15 protein-coding genes and 5 pseudogenes are annotated in these 21,389 nt (G+C 57.2%); 3 read left to right on the plus strand and 17 right to left on the minus strand.

Features of this window, described 5'->3' with window-relative positions; genetic code table 11:
- Nucleotides 1-2 precede the first annotated feature (2 nt).
- Nucleotides 3-1,593: pseudogene (purH, locus tag HEQ18_RS10170) on the plus strand (bifunctional phosphoribosylaminoimidazolecarboxamide formyltransferase/IMP cyclohydrolase).
- A gap of 156 nt (nt 1,594-1,749) precedes the next feature.
- On the opposite strand, the gene HEQ18_RS10175 reads toward purH, so the two are convergent.
- The 17 genes and pseudogenes from HEQ18_RS10175 to pyrE form a co-directional block, all read right to left on the minus strand.
- Nucleotides 1,750-3,291 carry a DEAD/DEAH box helicase gene (locus HEQ18_RS10175; protein ID WP_432814622.1) on the minus strand — a complete coding sequence of 514 codons (1,542 nt, stop codon included), beginning with the start codon at nt 3,289-3,291 and terminating at the stop codon, nt 1,750-1,752.
- A gap of 306 nt (nt 3,292-3,597) precedes the next feature.
- Complete coding sequence (locus HEQ18_RS10180) at nt 3,598-4,353, minus strand: SDR family oxidoreductase (protein ID WP_432814623.1); 756 nt, start codon at nt 4,351-4,353, stop codon at nt 3,598-3,600.
- A complete protein-coding gene (locus HEQ18_RS10185; protein ID WP_432814624.1) occupies nt 4,350-4,718 on the minus strand; it encodes a dihydroneopterin aldolase in 369 nt (122 codons plus the stop codon). The genes HEQ18_RS10180 and HEQ18_RS10185 overlap by 4 nt, the downstream gene beginning before the upstream one ends.
- 8 nt (nt 4,719-4,726) lie before the next feature.
- Nucleotides 4,727-5,605 carry a class I SAM-dependent methyltransferase gene (locus tag HEQ18_RS10190; RefSeq protein WP_432814625.1) on the minus strand — a complete coding sequence of 293 codons (879 nt, stop codon included), beginning with the start codon at nt 5,603-5,605 and terminating at the stop codon, nt 4,727-4,729.
- 2 nt (nt 5,606-5,607) lie between these two features.
- A complete protein-coding gene (thrC, locus tag HEQ18_RS10195; protein WP_432815993.1) occupies nt 5,608-7,014 on the minus strand; it encodes a threonine synthase in 1,407 nt (468 codons plus the stop codon).
- 41 nt (nt 7,015-7,055) lie between these two features.
- Nucleotides 7,056-8,640 (minus strand): annotated as a pseudogene (locus tag HEQ18_RS10200) (GMC family oxidoreductase).
- Between the two features lie 67 nt (nt 8,641-8,707).
- Nucleotides 8,708-9,619: a sterol desaturase family protein gene (locus tag HEQ18_RS10205; RefSeq protein ID WP_432814626.1), complete on the minus strand. Its 912-nt coding sequence runs from the start codon at nt 9,617-9,619 to the stop codon at nt 8,708-8,710.
- Entirely contained in the window at nt 9,612-10,028 is a 417-nt protein-coding gene (locus HEQ18_RS10210; protein ID WP_432814627.1) for a hypothetical protein, read from the minus strand. Before HEQ18_RS10210 ends, HEQ18_RS10205 begins: the two co-directional genes overlap by 8 nt.
- Nucleotides 10,025-10,456, minus strand: a complete 432-nt coding sequence (locus HEQ18_RS10215; RefSeq protein WP_432814628.1) for a TIGR01244 family sulfur transferase — start codon at nt 10,454-10,456, stop codon at nt 10,025-10,027. The genes HEQ18_RS10210 and HEQ18_RS10215 overlap by 4 nt, the downstream gene beginning before the upstream one ends.
- A 106-nt stretch (nt 10,457-10,562) precedes the next feature.
- A pseudogene (gene recQ, locus HEQ18_RS10220) lies at nt 10,563-12,330 on the minus strand (DNA helicase RecQ).
- Between the two features lie 96 nt (nt 12,331-12,426).
- On the minus strand, nt 12,427-14,238 hold the full coding sequence (locus HEQ18_RS10225; RefSeq protein WP_432814629.1) for an ABCB family ABC transporter ATP-binding protein/permease: 1,812 nt from the start codon (nt 14,236-14,238) through the stop codon (nt 12,427-12,429).
- Between the two features lie 41 nt (nt 14,239-14,279).
- A complete protein-coding gene (locus HEQ18_RS10230; protein ID WP_432814630.1) occupies nt 14,280-14,591 on the minus strand; it encodes a hypothetical protein in 312 nt (103 codons plus the stop codon).
- Nucleotides 14,560-15,567 (minus strand): AI-2E family transporter, encoded by a 1,008-nt coding sequence (locus HEQ18_RS10235; RefSeq protein WP_432815994.1) that lies wholly within the window; start codon nt 15,565-15,567, stop codon nt 14,560-14,562. The genes HEQ18_RS10230 and HEQ18_RS10235 overlap by 32 nt, the downstream gene beginning before the upstream one ends.
- A 112-nt stretch (nt 15,568-15,679) precedes the next feature.
- A pseudogene (gene lepB / locus HEQ18_RS10240) lies at nt 15,680-16,626 on the minus strand (signal peptidase I).
- Nucleotides 16,623-17,034: pseudogene (gene acpS / locus HEQ18_RS10245) on the minus strand (holo-ACP synthase). The pseudogenes lepB and acpS overlap by 4 nt, the downstream one beginning before the upstream one ends.
- On the minus strand, nt 17,031-17,774 hold the full coding sequence (locus tag HEQ18_RS10250; RefSeq protein ID WP_432814631.1) for a pyridoxine 5'-phosphate synthase: 744 nt from the start codon (nt 17,772-17,774) through the stop codon (nt 17,031-17,033). The pseudogene acpS and the gene HEQ18_RS10250 overlap by 4 nt, the downstream one beginning before the upstream one ends.
- A complete protein-coding gene (gene pyrE / locus HEQ18_RS10255; RefSeq protein ID WP_432814632.1) occupies nt 17,771-18,352 on the minus strand; it encodes an orotate phosphoribosyltransferase in 582 nt (193 codons plus the stop codon). Before pyrE ends, HEQ18_RS10250 begins: the two co-directional genes overlap by 4 nt.
- Nucleotides 18,353-18,586: 234 nt before the next feature.
- Between pyrE and coxB the strand changes: the two genes are divergently transcribed.
- On the plus strand, nt 18,587-19,669 hold the full coding sequence (coxB, locus tag HEQ18_RS10260; RefSeq protein WP_432814633.1) for a cytochrome c oxidase subunit II: 1,083 nt from the start codon (nt 18,587-18,589) through the stop codon (nt 19,667-19,669).
- Between the two features lie 13 nt (nt 19,670-19,682).
- Entirely contained in the window at nt 19,683-21,350 is a 1,668-nt protein-coding gene (gene ctaD / locus HEQ18_RS10265; protein ID WP_432814634.1) for a cytochrome c oxidase subunit I, read from the plus strand.
- Nucleotides 21,351-21,389: the final 39 nt, after the last annotated feature.

Genomic DNA, 21,389 nt, shown 5'->3' on the forward strand with positions numbered 1-21,389 from the left:
TTATGCACGACGTCGTCATTAAACGGGCCCTATTGTCAGTGTCTAACAAGGCTGGATTGGTGGAGCTTGGCCATGCGCTGGCGGCGCGGCATGTTGAATTGGTGTCGACGGGCGGGACGGCCAAAACGCTCCGCGCCGCTGGCCTTATGGTGAAGGACATTAGTGAGCTGACGGGCTTTCCCGAGATGATGGACGGCCGCGTTAAGACGTTGCACCCGATGGTGCATGGCGGCCTGCTCGCGGTGCGCGATAATCCCGAACATGCCGCCGCGATGGCCGAGCACCATATTGGCGCAATCGACCTTGTCGGTGGTCAACCTCTATCCCTTTGCGCAAACGGTGGCCAAAGGCGCGTCGCGCGACGAGATCATTGAGAATATCGACATAGGCGGACCATCAATGGTGCGTAGCGCGGCCAAAAACCATGCCTTTGTGACGATCCTGACCGATCCAGCCGATTATGATGACTTGATTGCTGAGCTTGAGGAAACCGACGGTAAAACCAGCTATGACTTCCGCCGCAAATGCGCGGCGAAAGCCTATTCTGCGACCGCTGCTTATGACAGCATGATCAGCCAGTGGTTTGCCTTTGCTGACCAGCAGCAACTGTTTCCGGACATGCTTGCCGTCAATGGCAACCGCACGGCAGAATTGCGCTATGGCGAAAACCCACATCAGCGCGCGGCGCTGTATGTGCCTGTTGGGCCGCATATTGCGGGCATCGCCCAGGCCGAGCAAGTGCAGGGCAAGGAATTGTCCTATAATAATTACAATGACGCGGATGCCGCGCTTGAGTTGGTCGCTGAGTTTCGCGATGGCCCGCCGACGGTCGTTATCGTCAAGCACGCCAACCCGTGCGGCGTGGCAACGGGTGCGACATTGATCGACGCCTATCGCGCGGCGCTGGAATGCGACAGCGTCTCGGCCTTTGGCGGTATCGTTGCCGTCAACCGCCCGCTGGATGCAGCGACCGCAGAAGCGATTACCGAGATTTTTACCGAAGTCGTGGCTGCCCCGTCCGCCGATGATGCGGCCAAGGCGGTATTTGCCAAGAAGAAGAATTTGCGATTGTTGCTAACCGGCGATTTGCCCGACCCAAAACGCGGTGGCCTGTCGATCAAACCGATTACAGGCGGCTTGCTCGTGCAGTCACGTGACAATGGCCATGTTGCCGATGATGCATTCACTGTCGTTACAAAACGTCGCCCAAGTGCGCAGGAACTGGCGGATTGCCGCTTTGCATGGACGATCGCCAAGCATGTGAAGTCCAATGCGATTGTCTATGCCAAGGATGGCGCAACCGCTGGCATTGGTGCCGGTCAAATGAACCGGCGTGACAGCGCACGTATCGCCGCGATCAAGGCGAAGGAGGCCGCTGAAACTTATGGCTGGGCCGCCCCGCGTACCTTGGGTTCCGCCGTAGCCTCCGACGCGTTTTTCCCCTTCGCTGACGGCTTACTCGCCGCCGCCGAAGCTGGCGCAACTGCGGTCATTCAACCCGGCGGGTCGATGCGCGACGACGAAGTGATTGCCGCCGCCGATGACGCTGGCCTTGCCATGGTCTTCACCGGCATGCGGCATTTTAGGCATTGATCGGCGATCTAAGCTAAAGCTTGTCATCCCCGCGGAAGCGGGGATCCATGGTCTATCTCATCCGGGTAGCGTCGATAATGTTGTTGTAGGCTGAGATATCAGGCCATGGATTCCCGCTTCCGCGGGAATGACAAGGGCTATGGTGTTAATTGAGGCTTACCCCGCCCGCTTCACCGTGCCCTTATAGTTCCCATTCCCGCCCTTTTTGGGACCGTAATTGCGGGCAGGTGCGCCAGGGTCGCGGCGGTTTTCGCTGCGGGCGGCAAATGCGCGGTCGGCGGTGGGGCGACGATCACCGGCAGGGGCATTGTCATTGCGTGGACGCGCGTCACGGCTGCCTTCACGGCTGCCGTCGCGTGGACCAATGGCGGGTTGCCAGCCACCTTGCGGCGCGTGCGTGCGGTTACGGCTCTCGCCGTTCAAGCCAGTGCCGCCATTATTGCCGCCAAGCTTCTTGCCAGCATAATTGGTGCGTCCGCCGCCGGGTTGACCACCACCGCGACCGCCACGTGCCTGTTGCGGCTTCTTATCGGCAACAGGGGGCGGCAGTGCTGCGACGGCGGCACGGAAACCTTCGGGAAGGCCAAGCGTCATGGCGCGGATGCCAGTTAAACGCTCGATGTCTTTCATATAGCCACGCTCATCGCCCGCAACAAAGCTCATGGCGATACCTTCACGGCCTGCGCGCGCGGTGCGGCCAATGCGGTGGACATATTGTTCAGGCACATTGGGCAGTTCGAAGTTGAACACATGGCTGACGCCGGGGACGTCAATGCCGCGTGCCGCAATGTCGGTCGCCACGAGTATCTTGATCTTGCCATCGCGGAATGCTTGCAGCGCAGCCGTACGCTGGCCCTGCGATTTGTTGCCATGGATCGCGGCGGATTGGATACCGGCACCCGCAAGCCCACGCACAACGCGGTCGGCACCATGCTTTGTGCGGGTGAAGACCAACGCCCGGTCAATCTCTTCGCTTTGCAATTTGAGCGTCAGCAATGTCTGCTTTTCGCGCTGCTCGACAAAGGTCACGAATTGTTCAACGCGCTCTGCTGTGGTCGCGGCGGGCGCAACCGAAACACGCACAGGGTTGTTCAGAAAACGGTTGCCAAGCTCAGCAATCGCCTTTGGCATGGTCGCCGAAAAGAACAATGTCTGACGCTGTTTTGGCAATAATTGGTCGATACGCTTCAACGCGTGAATAAAGCCCAGGTCCATCATCTGGTCGGCTTCATCAAGGACGAAGATTTCAACGTCCTTCAACGTGACCGCGCGTTGCTCAATCAGGTCGATCAAGCGGCCCGGCGTAGCGACAAGAATATCGACGCCGCCGGCAAGACGCTTTTTCTGGCTGAAAATCGGCATGCCGCCAAAAACGCAATCGACCTTCAGGCCCAAAAACTTGCCATAAGTGCGGAAGCTGTCGGCGATTTGCGCCGCGAGTTCGCGCGTTGGCGACAGGACAAGCATCCGACAGCTATATTGCTGACGCGCCTTTGGCTTGGTGGCAAAATGGTGCAGGGACGGCAACGCAAATGCAGCAGTCTTGCCCGTTCCGGTCTGCGCAATACCGCATAGATCACGGCCTTCAAGCAAGGGTGGAATGGCCTGTTGTTGAATGGGGGTTGGCGTATCATAGCCAGCCGCCTCAAGCGCCTTCAGGATAGGTTGGGCAAGGCCCAGGTCTTGGAAAAAAGACATTTTTATACTTTCAAAATAGTCGTCGCGGCCCACGAAGCGTGTCCTTTCATCAGGACCGCACAGGCGCAACAGCAGGTGTTCGGGAGCAGCTTATGCTGACCCGTTGGAAACAACCCTGCGTGATATGGGAAGCCTCTAAGCTTACGCATCTTGTTCGTTTGGCGGAGCCGTTATTTGGGCCCTCACGCTGCCAAAACTGCGGCGGTATTGTCCGCTCGCCTCATGCGCTTGGGATGCCTATGGCGAAACTATCGTTAAAACGCAAGTTATTTGTGCGTTGGCGCAATAATCGGTCGCAGGCGCGCGCTAAAGATGCATGAAGTCGCGGTCGAAACTTTTGAGATGCGCGCCGCCGTCGACGAAAATGACTTGCCCGGTAACATCCTGCGCTTGGGCGAGATAGACGACAGCGTCCGCCACAGCCGATGGCGATGGCAATGCGCCCAAGGGCATCATGTCGGCCAGCCGCGTTTCTTGTTCGGCGGTATAATCATCGGTTGCAATGACCAAGCCAGGCGCGACGCCATTGTACCGCGCGCGCCCAGCAAAGGATGCCGCCATGGAACGCACCGACGCTGCAAGCGCCTGTTTAGACAAGGTGTAGCTCATCTGGTCCTGGTGCGGATTGACCACGCGTTGATCGAGGATATTGACGATGGCGGGGCGCGCCTGTGGGCCAGAGGTTTGGACCAAGGCCTGGCCTAACAATAATGGCGCAAACAGGTTCAAACGGAAATGCGCCCCCAGCGTTTCCAGCGTCATCGTCTGCCAGTCGTCTTGCCCGAACATGGCCGCATTGTTCACCAAAAGGTCAGGTGTGCGACCAAAATGGGTGGCGATCATGTCCAGTAGTCTGGCGGGATCGCCGGTGCTGAGGTCGAAGGTGAATGCGTGCCATTCGCGCGCGTTCGCCTGGAGCGCCGCTGCCAGAGCAGCCTCCGGTGGCGTATCCATATGGCTAACCAACGCCAGCGCATAGCCTGCGCCTGCAAGTTTCGCCGCAATCGCTGCGCCCAGCCTGCGTTTGCCACCTGTCACAATTGCAAGCGGCTTAGCGGTCACGTGCGGCCCCGCGACATGGTGATGCCAATCGCCTCATTATCCTCGGCAATCGCCAACTTGACGATCTTGACGACGATGTTGCTGATACGCGGGTCATCGGCGAACAGAGTGTCCATGATATGATCGGCCACCGCCTCAATCAGCGTGAAGTGCACGTCCTCAGGCAATTTTGTCGCCGCCTCTTTCAACGTCATATAATTTTTGGAAGCCGACAATGGTGTATCCGGCGCGTAATGCGGGGCCATATCGAGCGTGGTGCTGATCGATATGCGCAGCGGTTGCGGCAGATGCGTTTCCTGGCTGTAAATACCCGTCAGGACATTGACGACAAGATCGTGCACTTCAAGAATTAAACTGTCGCTCATATCACTCCTTAACGCGACCAGCGGGCGAAAATGGCAGTGGGCAAAAGCATGCCCCTGCCTTGTTCGCGTACCGCCAGCTCGCCAAATTCAACCTTGCCACCAAGGTCCGCAAAATGCGATTCCAATAGCCCACCCAGCGCCAATGCGGACATGCGCACGGCGTAGACGGTCAAAAACAAAAACTTCGATTCCGCATCCAACAGCTTGCGGCAATTGGCGATCAGTTCAGGCAAGTCCTCCTCCAGCCGCCACACTTCGCCTTCGGGGCCGCGGCCATATTTGGGCGGGTCTAACAATATGCCATCATAGCGTTTTTCGCGGCGCACTTCGCGGGCAACGAATTTGGCGGCGTCATCGACGATCCAGCGGATGGGGCGGTCTGCCATGCCCGACATGTCTGCATTGGCCCGCGCTTGCCCAACCGATTTCTTTGACGCGTCGACATGCACCATCTGCGCGCCTGCCGCAGACAAAGCGAGCGTGCCAACGCCGGTATAGCCGAAAAGGTTCATGGCAACCGGGTCGGCAACGCCCGCCAATTGCCCCCGCATCCAGCGCCACACCGGGTCCATATCTGGGAAGAAGCCCAAATGGCGAAACGGTGTGCAGGACGCGGTAAAATGCACTTCGTCATTCCACGACAGTCGCCATCCATCGATGGGGACGGGTTTGTTATTATACCAACGACCGCCGCCATCATCGTCTGATCCGGGAACAAATTCGGCGTCCGCGGGCCATTCGTCTAATGCCGGGGCCCACATCGCTTGCGGCTCAGGCCGGATGAAGCGGCGGTCGCCATAGGATTCATATTTGCGCCCATGACCGGAATCGATCAGCGTATAATCGCTGCGCGGTTCGCTGATCAGGGTGACGAAATCCGGTTCCATATTCAACGCGTGGCGCGCGCCAACACATAATCACGCACCGCGTCATATTCGCCGGGCAGAACATCAAAGCGTTCTTCGCGGTCAAATAATTGCGATACCCGCGCAGGCAAAGCGGGGCGCACGCCGGTGGCATTTTCAACGGCGTCGGGGAATTTGGCGGGATGCGCGGTCGCCAGGGTTACGACCGGCACATCGGGGCGAATACCCGAATTGCGCGCGGCATGCAAAGCGATCGCGGTGTGTGGGTCGATGATTTGATCGGTCGCGCCATAGGCCCAGCGCATGGCGGCCGACATCTGTTCGGCATCGGTGCGTGCGCTGGTTAGCAACGTCGCCTTTTTACGCATTTCGGGCGACAGCACCATCTTACCCATTTTTTCGAACCACTTCATCCGTGCGCCCGTGGCGATACCATCACGGCCCTCCAGATCGAACAATAAGCGTTCAAAATTGCTCGACACCTGAATATCCATCGATGGCGATGCCGTCGGGGTCACGCCAAGCACCGAATAGTCCCCTTTTGAAAGCGCGCGGTGCAAAATATCGTTGATGTTGGTGGCGACAATCAGGCGCTCAATCGGAAGACCCATTTGCGCGGCGACATAGCCAGCAAACACATCGCCAAAATTTCCGGTCGGTACCGAAAAAGCGACCTTGCGCTCCGGGCCGCCCAACCGAAGCGCGGCGTAGAAATAATAGACCACTTGCGCCATCAGGCGGGCCCAATTGATCGAATTGACCGCAGATAAGGTTAGCGGACCGTTGACATCGCTGTCGTTGAACATCCGCTTCACCATCGCTTGGGCGTCATCAAAGCTGCCGCCAATGGCGATGTTATGGACATTTGGCGCAAGGATGGTTGTCATCTGCCGCCGCTGCACATCAGACACACGGTTGTGCGGATGCAACATGAATATCTCAATCTGCGCGCGTCCGGAAACGGCATCAATCGCGGCTGATCCGGTGTCACCAGAGGTTGCGCCGACAATCGTCAGTTTTGTGTCAGTACCCGACAGAAAGCGCACAAAAAACTGCCCCAGCAATTGCAGCGCCACGTCCTTGAACGCCAAGGTCGGGCCGTGGAAAAGCTCAAGTAACCAATGCTGGCCATCCAACTGCACCAAAGGCGTAACCGCTGTATGGGCAAAGGAGCCATAAGCCGAGGCGCACAGGCCCTTCAGCTCCGCCTCGTCCAATACGCCCTCGGTAAAAGGTGCCATGACACGCGCGGCGAGATCCACATAAGACAGCCCGCGCATCGCGGCGATTTCGTCGGTTGAAAATTGCGGCCAGTGCCGGGGCACATATAGCCCGCCGTCCTTTGCCAACCCCGTCAGAGTGACGCCAGCAAAATCAAGATTGTCTGCGTTGCCGCGCGTGCTGATATATTCTGTTCTATTAATCGCCATAACGCGCACGCGGTTAACCGCAGCGCCACATTTACGCAAGATTATTGCAAGTCAGCGCGGACGAATTCGGCACATCTTTCCCCAATCATGATGCTTGGCGCATTGGTGTTTCCAGTAACAAGACGGGGCATGATGCTGGCATCGGCCACATATAGCCCTTCTATGCCCCGATATTTCAGGCGCGGGTCAACAACATCATCGGCATTCGGCCCCATGCGGCAGGTGCCAACCGGGTGGTATACAGGTGTCGGCGCGGCTGCGGATCAGGTCGTCCAAGGCCGCGTCGTCGTTGATATCAACCGGATGCCGGTTTTTGCCATTATAAGCGGCCAACGCAGGCGCTTCGAATATACGATGCATCGCGCGCACACCGGCACGCAGTGTCGCCATGTCGCGGTCATCGCTTAAAAAGGCCGGATCAATGACCGGAGCGACTTTGGCGTCCGCTGACGCCAAACGCACGGTCCCACGGCTTTCAGGGCGCAGAACGCAGGCATGGCAGCTAAAGCCATGGCCTTTCACTTTGGAACGGCCATGGTCTTCCAGCATGGCGGGCACGAAATGATATTGGATGTCGGGCGCGGGCAAGCTTGGGTCCGAACGCCAGAATCCGCCTGCCTCGGCAAAGCAGGTGGTCATCACGCCCGTGCGCTTGCGCCGATGTTCGATGATAGCCATGACCATCTTGGCCGTGCCAGCCAGCGAATCGCCGAAGAAATCATCCTTGGATTGGGTTTCAAAGCTGGAGACATAGTCGATATGGTCTTGCAGGTCGGAACCAATCGCGGCCTTGTCATGAACAATGTCGATGCCAAGCGCGCGCAAATGTTCGGCGGGTCCCATTCCGGATAGCATCAGGATCTGCGGCGAACCAAATGCGCCTGCCGATAATATGACGGCCCCGCGCGCCTTGATCGTCCGGCATTTGCGGCCCTGACGGATGACAACGCCCGTCGCGCGGCCATTTTCGAGGATGATCTTTTCGGTCAGTGCGCCAGTCAGCACCTCCATACGGTCACGCGCCGGCTCGACATAAGCGCGCGCAGCGGTCCAGCGTTCGCCGCCCTTTTGCGTGACCTGATACAAGCCAAAGCCATCCTGCGTCGCGCCGTTGAAATCCGCATTTACGGGCAATTGCAATTCGGCAGCGGCTTCAACAAAGGCAAGGCTACCCGCTTGCGGCCAGCGTTGATCGGAAACCGAAAGTGGCCCGCCCGATCCGTGAAACGCGTCTGCGCCGCGCTCATTATCTTCACAGCGTTTAAAAAATGGCAACACATCGTCATAGGACCAACCATCGCAGCCCAAGGCGGCCCAATTGTCATAGTCATATTTATGGCCACGAATGTAGACCATCGCGTTGATCGCGCTCGACCCGCCAAGGCCCTTGCCGCGCGGTTGATAACCTGTGCGGCCATTCAGGCCCTTTTGCGGGACGGTTTCATATTTATAATTGGACGCATTGCGGATGAACGGCATGAAGCCGGGCGTCTTGATCAGCATGTTATTGTTGGTGCCGCCTGCCTCAATCAAGCAGACCTTATATTTGCCACCTTCGGACAGCCGCCCGGCGGCTGCGCTGCCTGCGGAACCACCGCCGATAACAATGATGTCGAATTCGTCCATATCGCCTGCTCCCTCTTCGTGAAGAGTTTTAAGCGGACGATTAATTACTGGCAAGGGTGTAAATAGGCTATGCGTTCACAGCCGGGTCAGCCTTGGCTTGCTGGCTCTCCAGCCATTGCGCACGAATGCTGTCCGACGTGTCCCGGCTGCCGTCATGGCTCCAGCCCGGAGGACGCCATATATAAGAAAATTTATGCCGCCATGGTGCGGACCATAGGTCCTGGGCGATGCCGATCCATTCATGAAACACGCTCCACAACAGGTTGAACGTGCCCAATTGCTTGACGATGCCATAGCGGATCTTTTCGCCTTCGACTTCCTCTGTAAAGGTTCCGAAGATGCGGTCCCAGATGATGAAGGTCCCTGCGTAATTGCGGTCCAGATAGCGCGGGTTGGTCGCATGGTGGACGCGGTGATGGCTTGGCGTGTTCATGACATATTCGACCCAGCGCGGGAATTTGTAAATTACCTCGGTGTGGATCCAGAATTGATAAATGAGATTGAACGCGCCGACGAACAACAGCATCGCGGGATGAAAACCCAAAAATGCCAAAGGTATGCGGAAGATAAAGCCAAGCGCGATAAAGCCAGTCCATGTTTGGCGTAGCGCCGTCGATAGATTATAATGCTGGCTACTGTGATGGTTCACATGGCTTGCCCAGAACCAGCGCACGCGGTGCCCCGAACGATGCGCCCAATAATATGCAAGATCATCAAGTACAAAGCATAAGGGCCACGCCCACCAGACCCAGCCGATATCGAACAGGCGTTGTTCGTATATCCACATGGCAAGACTGAACACCAACGCGCCCGACAATGCGCCGGCAACGGTGCTGCCCGTGCCCAAGGCGAGCGATGTTAGCGTATCGCGCGGTTCATATTTCTCCGGCGCGCGTCGCCGCGCCCACAACATCTCTGCGACGATCAGAATGATGAACGCCGGAACCGCATAATCAATGGGGTTGAACAGTTCAGGCATATGGGCGTCCTACATTCAAATGGCGCAGGCCAGCCGCCCAATGCGGCGCTTGCGCGCCCAGATTGAGTGTCACCGGGCCAAAGGTTTTTTCGCCTGTGCCGATGGTGAGGAAATTGTGGTTAAGCCGCGCGTCATTATGGTGGTCGAGAAGCCGCCCTGCCCATTGCACGCCATGCCGCTGCACCAAAAGGTGCCGACCATCGGCATCGCGCATCAACGCGGCAATACCGGCCTTGTCGATGGCAATTTCGACGGGTTCGAAACCGCATAAAGTCTCACGGGCAATCTCGCGCGCTTGTTCTTCGCTGTCGATGCGGACGTCACCGCCGAGTTTCCAGAGCCGCGCAAGCCAGGCGATGAACAAGATCGCAGCGATTGACCCCGCCAGCTTCAGCAATTCTGCTGTCACGAAGCCCGCCCGCGCAGCATATCCATCATCGCGGTCACTGGCGTTACATCATAACCGGCATCCGCTGCCTTTTCGGCCAACACGGCAGGATGTTCGCCTTTGGACGCCTGCGCCAAGGCCCAAAGCAACGTCGAGCGCGTGCCGGATCGGCAATAGGCCAGCACTTTGCCGTCGGCATATTCCAATGCATCGGCCATTGCGGTCACTTGCCATTCGGCAAAGCCCGCATGCGTGACTGGAATGGCGACATAGTCCAACCCGGCGGCCCGCGCGGCGGATTCAATTTCTGCACCTGGCGTTTGATCGGCGGATTCATCTTCGGGGCGGTTGTTGATGATAAGCGTTACGCCCGCTTGCGCAGCGGCCATGACATCAGCGACGTCAATTTGCGGCGCTACCAGAATATGGTCAGTGAGTTTGCGAAACATCCGAAAAATCCTATCGTATAATCGCCTTAGCCGACGACAATCAAACCGCCATATTTTAATCCGCAATCGATAACAAGGAAGGACAATGCCGCGATGTACTTCGGTCCTAAAATTGCGCGATTACCGACAGAAATTCTGCGCCATAAGCCTCCAGCTTACGCGCGCCGACGCCGCTGATCCGGCCCAAGGCGCGGATATCGGCTGGCCGGGTCAGCGCCATTTCGCGCAAGGTCGCGTCATGGAAAATGACATAAGGCGGCACGCCGACATTTTCGGCCAATGCCCGGCGTTTGGCGCGCAAGGCCTCAAATAACGGGTTGCCAATGGGGTTGTCGGGTCGGCCCGCGCGCCGTGTGTTGCCGGGTTTCACCACAGCGATCTCAATCTTTTGATCGCCGCGCATGATGATGCGGGCATCGCCGCCAAGTTTCAGGCCGCCATGTTCGTTAGCGACCAACGCGCCGCGCGCCTGCAAGGCACGAGACAAGGGCTTCAGCATAGCTGCCTCTGTGCGGTTCACTATGCCAAACACCGAAAGCTGGTCATGCCCGAACTGCGTAATCCGCTCGTCTATATTCCCCAGCAGGACCTTTTCCAAATGGCCCATGCCGAATCTCTGACCCGTGCGATAAGCGGCGGACAGCAATTTGCGGGACAGCTCGGTCGCGTCGTGCACGGCGGGCGCATGCAAGCAATTGTCGCAATTGCCGCATGTTTCGGCTGGGCTTTCGCCAAAGTGGCGCAGCAACACCGCGCGGCGGCAGCCAGGGGTTTCCACCAAATGCGACAAGGCGGCCACGCGCGCCAATTCCGCCTCACGCCGCTCAGGTGGTAATTCAGTCAAGCGTCCACGCGCGCGGGTGAAGTCGCCTGCTGACCACAGCATATGCGCCACCGCCGGGTCCCCATCGCGCCCCGCCCGCCCGCTTTCCTGATAGTAAGATTCAATAGATTTCGGCAGGCCAGCATGCACGACAAAGCGGACATCAGGCTTGTCGATACCCATGCCGAAGGCGACCGTTGCGACCATGACCATGTCTTCGGAGGACACAAATTCGGCCTGTGCCCGGGCGCGCGTTTGTGGTTCCATGCCCGCATGATAAAATAAAGCCCTGCGGCCCGTCTTGGCAATTTGGCTTGCGACTTTTTTCGGTGCGGTCGCGGGTTTGGGCGTAGACAATGCCTGCGCCCTGCAAGCCCTTGACCAATGACGCAATGCCGCTGTTCGGTGCGGCTTCGGCGATGTAGCGGATGTTGGGGCGGTCGAAACCTGCCACCATGACGCCGTCTTTGGCTATGCCCAATTGTTCGGCAATATCATCGCGTGTGTGCGTGTCGGCGGTGGCGGTCAGCGCGAGGCGGGGCACATGCGCAAAGTCATCCAGCAATGGCCGTAACAAACGATAATCGGGCCGGAAATCATGGCCCCATTCGGACACGCAATGCGCCTCATCAATCGCAAAGAGGGATATTTTCGTTTCACGCAGCAGGCTGCGAAACTCCTGACCCGATGCCCGTTCCGGCGCGACATATAACAGGTCAAGCTCGCCCGCACGGAATCGTTTTATGGTTTCGGCGCGATTGTCGTCGGCGGACGTCAGTGTCGCGGCGCGAATGCCCACGGCATCGGCCGCGCGCATTTGGTCATGCATGAGCGCGATCAGCGGCGATATGACGATGCAGGTGCCATCCATGATCACGGCGGGCAGTTGATAGCAAAGCGACTTGCCCGCGCCCGTTGGCATGATCGCGAGCGTGCGCTGACCCGCCAGAACGCGCGTAACCACTTGTTCCTGTTGCCCGCGAAAGCCGGCAAAGCCGAACAAGCGGTGCAAAACATCGGCTGGCGTGGGGGGAGGAGCGACGGAGGCCATCGGAACGCCCTAGCGTGACTGAAGTGCCAATGACAGAGCCGACATGTATTTGTTTTAGGGTCAGGACCCTAAGTCGCTTGTGGATAGCGCGTGATTTTACGCGGTGGGAACGGCCTCTTCTTCGGCTTCGCTTTGCTGGCGCGCCCACATGTCGGCATACAGGCCATTTTTGCGCAGTAATTGCATGTGCGTTCCCTTCTCCGCCACGCGACCCGCCTCCAACACAATGATCTGATCCGCGTTCACCACGGTCGACAGCCGGTGCGCGATGATGATTGTGGTGCGGCGTTCCGAAATACGTTCGAGCGTTGCTTGAATTTCCGACTCAGTCCGGCTGTCCAAGGCGCTGGTCGCTTCATCGAGGATCAACACCGGCGGATTTTTGAGCAAAGTGCGGGCAATCGCTACGCGCTGCTTTTCACCGCCGGATAGTTTTAACCCGCGCTCGCCAACCTTGGCGGCATATTGGTCGGGCAGTGAGTCGATGAAACCGTGGATCGATGCGCCGCGCGCGGCCTCTTCGATTTCGGCTTGATTGGCACCTTCGCGGCCATAGGCGATATTATAACCGATGGTGTCGTTGAACAAAACGGTATCCTGCGGAACGATACCGATGGAACTGCGCAGGCTGGATTGCGTAACATCGCGCACATCCTGGCCATCGATGGTGATACGACCGCCGGTAATATCGTAAAAACGATAGAGCAAGCGCGCGATGGTCGACTTGCCCGCACCCGATGGGCCAACCACGGCGAGCGTATGGCCGGGCTTTATGTCGAAGCTGACGCCGTTTAATATTTGCCGCTCCGCGTCATAAGCGAAATATACATCGTCAAACACCAGCGCGCCGCCACTTACTACCAATGCGGGCGCATTTGGTTTGTCGGTGATTTCGGCTTGGGTATCGATAAGCGCAAACATTGCGGCCATATCGGTCAGGCCTTGGCGTATTGTGCGATACACCATGCCCAACATGTCCAATGGCCGGAAAAGCTGCGCCAGCAAGGTATTCACCGTCACCACGTCGCCTGTGGTAAATTGCCCGCGTGACCAGCCCCAAACGACATAGCCCATGGCCCCAGCCATCATGAGGTTGGTGATCAGCGATTGCCCAATGTTCAGCGCGGCGAGCGAGTTTTCAGATTTGACGGCGGCATTGGCATAATGTTGCACCACCTCGGCATAACGGCGGGTTTCGCGCTTTTCTGCGTTAAAATATTTGACCGTTTCGTAGTTCAAAAGGCTGTCGACGGACTTGGCAACGGTCTGCGTGTCGAGCTCGTTCATTTCCTCGCGCAATTTGTTGCGCCAGTTGGTGATCAGGGTCGTGTAAACAATGTAGCTGACGACCATGATCAGCGTGGCAATGACCATGCCCCAGCCAAATGAAATCTTGAAATAAACGGAGACTAAAAACAGCTCAAGCAAGGTAGGCGCGATGTTAAACAAAAGGAAATAGAGCATGATGTCGATGCTCTTGGTCCCGCGTTCAATCACCTTGGTAACCGCGCCTGTCCGCCGGTTCATGTGGAACCGCATCGACAGATTATGCAAATGGCTGAAGACATTTTCGGCCAGACGCCGCGTTGCTTCTTGGCCGACGCGTTCAAAGACGATGTTGCGCAAATTGTCGAATAATACCCCGCCGAAACGTGCACCGGCATAAGCGGCGACCAATGCGATGGCGATGGCGACGCTGTCTTCCATGCCCGGCACCATGCGGTCGATAGCCCGGCCGTAGAGCCATGCCATGCTGAGCTGGATGAGTTTTGAGACAACCACCAGCAGCAGGGCAAAGACAATGCGGACGCGCAAACCCGCTTCGTTCTTCGGCCATAAATACGGCAAGAATCGCCGCATGACGGCGAAATCTGGCTTGGCATCATTGGTGGGAGTTAATGGTGGCACAGGGGCCGTATAGTTATTTTAGTGCAAAGCACAAAGGCCCATCACGCCTTGTTCGACAGCAGCAGCCAGCTCGCAACGCCGTTTATGGCGGTGTAGGCGGCGTAAAGGAGCACTACCACCAAGGATTGCGCATTGGCCAACCACATGGCGCCGATGAGCAAAGACAGTTCAATAGCGTAGCTTCCATAAGGACCGAAATGCCGACCGAAATAGCGCTTAGTCTCTTCGACAAAAGGGTGCCCAGATTCCGCCACCGCTTTGTGCATAGAAAAATTGGCGATGCCCAATATAAAGCAGACGGTCAGCAACATAGGGTTTAGATCACGGCCCTTCGCGGATGCCACGCGCTTCATTGCGCTCTGATTGCCGCTCAAGCGCGACCTTGATCATCGCGATGATTGGATCGGCCAGCGCAAGCCCCAAAATGCCGAAAAGCGCACCGAAAAGAATCTGCGCGCCGAGCACTAAAGCAGGTGCCAAATCGACCGCACGCTTTGCGACCATCGGGACGATCAAATAACCGTCCACCGTCTGCACGACAAAATACACGAAAATGGCGTAGAGTCCGACATCGACCCCGGCAGAAAACCCAACGAGGATGATAAGGGCCCCAGATACAATTGCGCCGATATTAGGCAAGAATGCCAGCAGGCCCGTGAGCACACCCAGCAACGCCGCCATCGGCACGCCGCCAAGGCTGAGTAAAACCCATGTGCCCACGCCTTCAACCGCCATGCCAAGCAGGCGACCCGCCATCAGGCGGCGCAAGACGCTGCCCATTTTTTCGGCGGTGCCATAAAAATGCGCGCGCTCTGCCAAAGGCAACATCCACGCGACACCGCGTTCATACAAGCGGGGCTCGGCTGCGATAAATATGCCGAGAACCAGCATCATCGCAAGGTTTGTGACGGTGCCCAAAACGGACGATACCGCTTCCGTGACGCGGCCCACAGAGTTCAACATCTGCGAACCAAGGCCTTTCATATCTTCAGCAGAAATGTTGAACCCTGCTGCTTCAATCCGATTGCCGATTGTTTCAATTTGCCTTTCGACAATGGCCTGAAGGCTTGCGGCTTGCGCGGCGAGCTCAGAGCCTGTGAAAACAAACGTCCAATAGATAAAACCAAACACCGCGAGCACGACAATGGTGAGGCGGAAGCCGCGCGGGATGGGCAGCACCCGGCCAAGAAGCCGCGCGCCGCCGTCTAACATCGCGGCAAGAACGATGCCGCCAATGATAAGAAGAATGGGCTGCGCAAGCCAGATGAATGCAACAACGAGGCTGGCCATGCTAATCCATACCGCAGCGCGCTTTATCTCTGAACGAATGAGGGGGTCGTAAAGCTCGGTTGGGCCGACCTCTTCGCGAAAGCTATCCTTTACCTGTGCGTCAGGTTTTTTCCGCGTCCGGCGCGGCTTGCTCTGCGCAAGGGGCGCGGCGTCACTCACCTTGGCTGACCTTTTTAGGACGCAAGCTGTCGCCAGCGCGATCACCGCGCAGCGAACTGAACCATGATGCAGGATTAAGGCTGGTGCTGCCATCAACCGAGAATGTGATAATTTCCGCGCGACCGCCGATGCGATCCCATGATACAGGACCACCAAGGCCGCCAAACTCTGCCGCCACGCGGCTGTCGGAGCTGTTATCGCGGTTATCACCCATCAGGAAAACATGACCGGCAGGGATCTTCACAGGTGCCATGTCATCGGTATCGCGCTGACGCGCGTCAATCGTATCATATTGCACGCCGTTGGGCAGGGTTTCGCGAATGATTGGCAAATGGCAGGTCAGCTCACGCAGTCAGCACCGCGTATCAATGCGCCTGAAAAGTCATAATCATTGCATGGGTTGTTGGCATCGACTGGTAAGATGAGGTTTGGCTGGGTTTCCTGCTTCACGGGTTTGCCGTTGAGGAAAATCTGCCCTGCGCGCAGTTCGATGGTGTCGCCGGGCAAGCCAATGACGCGCTTAATCCAATCCTGATATTTGCCCTTTGGCGTCAATATGACGATATCGCCACGTTCGGGCAATTTGCCCCAGACGCGCGTGTTGCTCTCCGGCAAAGGCACGGCCAAGGCGTCTACCTCTTCGCGCAACACCAGCCAGCGAAATATCGCTACAGGATTCGGTATCGTCGGCGACACATGGCTCCATCCATAAGGATATTTGCTGACGAACAGCCGGTCACCCACCAATAAGGTCGGCATCATCGAAATAGACGGAATGTAAAAGGGTTTCGCAATGAAGCTGTGGAACGCAAGCACGGCGAGTAAAAGCCAGAACATGCCTTTTAATTCGGCCCAAGCCGCTGCGGCCCAGCCCTTCTTTTCGGGTACCGGCGCGGGCGGTGTTGCCTCGCTATTGTTGTCGGTGGTCAAACTGGTCATGCCTTTTGCGATCTCAACGCCTCTATAATGACAAATGCCTGTGCCCAGGGGTGGTCATCCGTCAAGGTCAAATGAATATGGGCTTCATAGCCTGAAGGAATCATTGCGTCGAGCCGCGCTTTTGCGCCGCCCGTAAGCGACAGGGTCGGCGCACCCGAAGGTGCATTGACGACGCCAATATCCTTCATAAATACGCCATGTTTGAAACCGGTTCCCACGGGCCTTTGAAAAGGCTTCCTTGGCGGCAAAGCGCTTCGCATAGGTGCCCGCTTTGGTAAATGGTCGCTTCATTGCCTTGGCACGTTCCACGTCGGTGAAAACACGATTTTCAAATCGCGCGCCAAATCGCGCAATCGATTTTGCGATGCGTTCGATGTTACATAGGTCAGAGCCAAGCCCGATGATCACCGGGCAAGGTCCATCAGTTCGCGCATTTTACGCACGCTTTCTTCCAAACCAATGAAGATGGCCTCACCGATCAGATAGTGCCCGATGTTGAGTTCGGCAAATTGCGCAATGGCGGCAATGGGCTGAACATTATCAAAAGTAAGCCCATGGCCGGCATGCGGCTCGATCCCGTTCTTCGCCGCGAGAGCGGCGGCATCGGCAATCCGGCGTAGCTCGGTTTCGCGTTCCTCGCCTTGCGCATGGGCATATTTACCCGTGTGAAATTCCACGATTGGCACGCGCAAGCGGATGGCGGCTTCGATCTGACGGGCGTCGGGTTCAATAAACAGGCTGACGCGGATATTGGCGTCGGTGAGCCGCGTGACGATGGGCGCAAGATGATTGTGCTGGCCCGCCGCGTCCAATCCGCCCTCGGTCGTCCGCTCCTCGCGCCGTTCAGGGACGATGCACGCGGCATGCGGCTTGTGCCGCAAGGCGATCTCCAGCATCTCCTCGGTCGCTGCCATTTCAAGGTTCAGCGGCAAATTTGTCGCGGCCATGATACGTGCGATGTCGGCATCGCGAATATGCCTGCGGTCTTCGCGCAGATGCGCCGTGATGCCGTCGCCACCGACCGCCGCCACAATCTGCGCCGCACGCACCGGGTCTGGATGATCACCGCCGCGCGCATTGCGAATGGTCGCGACATGGTCGATGTTAACGCCAAGGCGCAAGCGGGGCGGCGCGGGCGCTTGCGTCATAACTTCCGGCTACCGGGCTTGATCGCTTGCGTCGCGGCGAGCTCCGGCGGCAATTCGTCGGGCGCGTAAGTCGGAAAGTTCAGCTGAATCAGCGGGAAAAAGGGAACGCCAAGCTCAGCGGCCCCCGCCGAACGGTCCACCACAGCCGCGGCGGCGATAACAACACCGCCAGCCGCTTCGATCGCGGCAATCGCTTCACGTGAAGACAGGCCGGTGGTCACGACATCTTCCACCATGAGGACTTTAGTGCCCGGCGTGAGTGTAAATCCCCGGCGCAACCCAAAAACACCTTCGGGGCGTTCCACAAACATGGCATCAACGCCAAGCGCGCGACCCATTTCATGGCCGATGATTAGGCCACCCATGGCGGGCGAAATGACCGCCTGAACCTCAGCCCGCAGTTCGCGCGGCATTTTTTGACTGATTGCAAGCGCAATGCGTCCAGCGCGCTCTGGGTTCATTAACAGCCGGGCGCATTGCAAATAATAAGCGCTGTGCTTGCCGGACGACAGCAGGAAGTGCCCCTCAAGCAGCGCGTCGACGCTACGGAATTCGGACAGTATTTCATCTTCGGTCATGATGGGGAGAATGATCCTTGTTAGCCATTGTCGTCTTTTGCATGTCCGGTTTAACGGATTGCAACGCAAATGGGTAGAAGAGTGGTGCAATTAAATGCTAAAAATAATAAATCGACCGCTTGAGGGTTCAGGTTAGCGCGACTATAGGTCGCGCAAGTCCGGCCACCTTGGGGTGAGCAAGACATGCGCAAAGTTCCTGCGCCGCACCAAGAACACGGGGCCAAGTAGATGAATATGTTGAAGAAATTACTGGTTGTCTTCGCTGCAATGACGATGCCGTCATTGGTGATGGCGCAGTCAGCGAATCCCGCGCCAGCGCCAATGACGAAGGAAGTGGCCGCGCCTGTTGTGGCGACGCCTGCTACGGCAACGACCGCTGCACCCGCCGCCGCGCCAGCCGCGGCTGCGCCTAAGGCGATGGATGGTTCGTTACCCGGCTACACGCCAATGCGCCCCAATTATGAAGATAGCGTTGGCATGCCAAAGCCGAAGGAAGTGGATTTTCAGGAACAATTCACCGAAAACGGCCAATATGCAAAATGGATCAACAACGCGATCCTGTTGCCGATCATCACCATCATCTCTCTGTTTGTCCTTGGCCTTCTGCTTTGGGTGATCGTGCGTTTCAACCGCCGCGCCAATCCAGTGCCATCAAAGACGACGCACAATACTTTTATTGAAGTCTTATGGACTCTGATCCCTGTGCTCATCCTTTTGGGTATCGCTTATCCATCGCTTGATTTGTTGGCCAAGCAATTTAAGCCAGCACCAGCAGACGCCGTTACCATTAAGGCCACTGGTTATCAGTGGTATTGGGGCTACACTTATCCCGACCATGGCGGGTTCGAAGTGATATCGAACATGCTGAAAGAAGAAAGCGAAGTCGGCAAGGGTGAGCGTTTCCGTACCGAAAACGACGGACCAAAACTGTTGGCGGCCGACAATCGCATGGTTGTGCCTGCGGGCGTACCTTTGCGCATCCAAACGACGGCTGCGGACGTGATTCACGCATTTGCGGTGCCGTCGCTTTGGTTCAAGCTTGATGCGGTTCCCGGTCGCCTGAACGAAAAATCTGTCACGATCACCAAGCCCGGCGTGTATTTCGGGCAATGCTCCGAACTATGCGGGGCACGCCACGCGTTCATGCCAATCGTTGTGGAGGCACTTCCGCCAGCGCAATTTGCGGCTTGGGTGAAGGCGCAGGGCGGCACGATGCCCGGCGAAGAAAAGCCGGCACCTGCGGCCGCTGCGCCAGCCGCTGTAGCCGCGACCCCCATAGACACACCTGCTGCACCTGCTGCAGCGCCAACTAAGTAAAAGGGCCAGACGGATGACAAGCATTGCTGCCACAGGCACCGACCTCCACGCGCATGACCATCATGACGCGGACCACAAGCCGGGCTTTTTCGCCCGCTGGTTCATGTCGACCAACCATAAAGACATCGGAACATTGTATCTGATCTTTGCAATTTTCGCAGGGATTGTGGGCGGTGCGATTTCGGGCTTGATGCGTTTGGAGCTTGCTGCTCCGGGCATTCAATATCTGCAAGGCTGGGCATCGATGATGGCCGGCAAAGAAGCGTCGCTGGATGAAGCCTATCATATGTGGAATGTGCTGATTACGGCCCACGGCTTGATCATGGTGTTCTTCATGGTCATGCCCGCCATTATTGGCGGCTTTGGCAACTGGTTTGTGCCTTTGATGATCGGCGCGCCGGACATGGCGTTCCCGCGCATGAACAACATCAGCTTCTGGTTGACCGTTGTGGCGTTCATCATGTTGCTTGGGTCCAGCTTTGTCCCGGGCGGTACGGGTCTTGGTGCAGGCACTGGCTGGACGGTCTATGCGCCGCTGTCGACTTCAGGCTCGGTTGGGCCTGCTGTCGACATGGCCATTTTCTCGCTTCACTTGGCGGGTGCAGCGTCGATCTTGGGTGCCATCAACTTCATTACCACCATTTTCAACATGCGTGCGCCGGGCATGACCCTGCACAAAATGCCATTGTTCGTGTGGTCGGTGTTGGTAACGGCATTTTTGCTGCTGCTCGCATTGCCGGTACTGGCGGCGGCGATTACCATGCTTTTGGTTGACCGTAACTTTGGCGGCGCATTCTTCGATGCGTCGGCCGGTGGTGACCCTGTATTGTATCAACATCTCTTCTGGTTCTTCGGCCATCCCGAAGTGTATATCATGATCTTGCCCGGTTTCGGTATCATCAGCCAAATCGTCGCAACCTTCAGCCGCAAGCCAGTGTTCGGCTATCTCGGCATGGCTTATGCCATGGTCGCGATTGGTGTCGTCGGCTTTGTTGTCTGGGCGCACCACATGTTTACCACGGGCATGAGCGTCGACATGAAAATGTACTTTACGGCAGCAACGATGGTGATCGCGGTGCCAACCGGCATTAAGATATTTAGCTGGATCGCAACCATGTGGGGCGGTTCGGTTAGCTTCAAGACGCCTATGGTATGGGCCATGGGCTTCATCTTCATGTTCACCGTTGGTGGCGTAACGGGTGTTGTGCTGGCCAATGGCGGTCTCGACGATAACCTGCACGACACATATTATGTTGTGGCCCATTTCCATTATGTGTTGTCGCTGGGTGCTGTATTCTCGCTCTTTGCCGGCTTCTATTACTGGTTTGGCAAAATGTCGGGTCGTCAATTGAATGAATTCCTTGGTCATCTGCACTTTTGGATATTCTTCGTTGGCGTGAACGTCCTGTTCTTCCCGATGCACTTCCTTGGAAATTCAGGCATGCCGCGTCGTTACCCTGATTATCCGGAGGCCTTTGCCTATTGGAATGGCGTGGCGTCCGTTGGCTATGCAATAATGGGCGTTGGCGTGCTCATTTTCTTCGTCAATGTCATCTGGTCGTTGGTCGCTGGCCGCCGTGCAGAAGACAATTATTGGGGTGAAGGTGCGACCACGCTTGAGTGGACGCTGACAAGCCCGCCACCATATCACCAGTTCGAAACGCTGCCGGTTATCAAGTAACCGGCGGCGGCTCACCGCTTTGAACGTCTCGAACGTTTG

Source organism: Sphingorhabdus sp., from assembly GCF_050921905.1.
GTDB lineage: Bacteria > Pseudomonadota > Alphaproteobacteria > Sphingomonadales > Sphingomonadaceae > Sphingorhabdus_B.

What these genes read in the sequence shown, in the direction of transcription:
- HEQ18_RS10175 (WP_432814622.1), bottom strand. Translation starts at nt 3,291, where the DNA reads ATGTCTTTTTTCCAAGACCTGGGCCTTGCCCAACCTATCCTGAAGGCG.
- HEQ18_RS10185 (WP_432814624.1), bottom strand. Translation starts at nt 4,718, where the DNA reads ATGAGCGACAGTTTAATTCTTGAAGTGCACGATCTTGTCGTCAATGTC.
- HEQ18_RS10190 (WP_432814625.1), bottom strand. Translation starts at nt 5,605, where the DNA reads ATGGAACCGGATTTCGTCACCCTGATCAGCGAACCGCGCAGCGATTAT.
- thrC (WP_432815993.1), bottom strand. Translation starts at nt 7,014, where the DNA reads ATGGCGATTAATAGAACAGAATATATCAGCACGCGCGGCAACGCAGAC.
- HEQ18_RS10205 (WP_432814626.1), bottom strand. Translation starts at nt 9,619, where the DNA reads ATGCCTGAACTGTTCAACCCCATTGATTATGCGGTTCCGGCGTTCATC.
- HEQ18_RS10215 (WP_432814628.1), bottom strand. Translation starts at nt 10,456, where the DNA reads ATGTTTCGCAAACTCACTGACCATATTCTGGTAGCGCCGCAAATTGAC.
- HEQ18_RS10230 (WP_432814630.1), bottom strand. Translation starts at nt 14,591, where the DNA reads ATGAAGCGCGTGGCATCCGCGAAGGGCCGTGATCTAAACCCTATGTTG.
- HEQ18_RS10250 (WP_432814631.1), bottom strand. Translation starts at nt 17,774, where the DNA reads ATGACGCAAGCGCCCGCGCCGCCCCGCTTGCGCCTTGGCGTTAACATC.
- pyrE (WP_432814632.1), bottom strand. Translation starts at nt 18,352, where the DNA reads ATGACCGAAGATGAAATACTGTCCGAATTCCGTAGCGTCGACGCGCTG.
- coxB (WP_432814633.1), top strand. Translation starts at nt 18,587, where the DNA reads ATGTTGAAGAAATTACTGGTTGTCTTCGCTGCAATGACGATGCCGTCA.
- ctaD (WP_432814634.1), top strand. Translation starts at nt 19,683, where the DNA reads ATGACAAGCATTGCTGCCACAGGCACCGACCTCCACGCGCATGACCAT.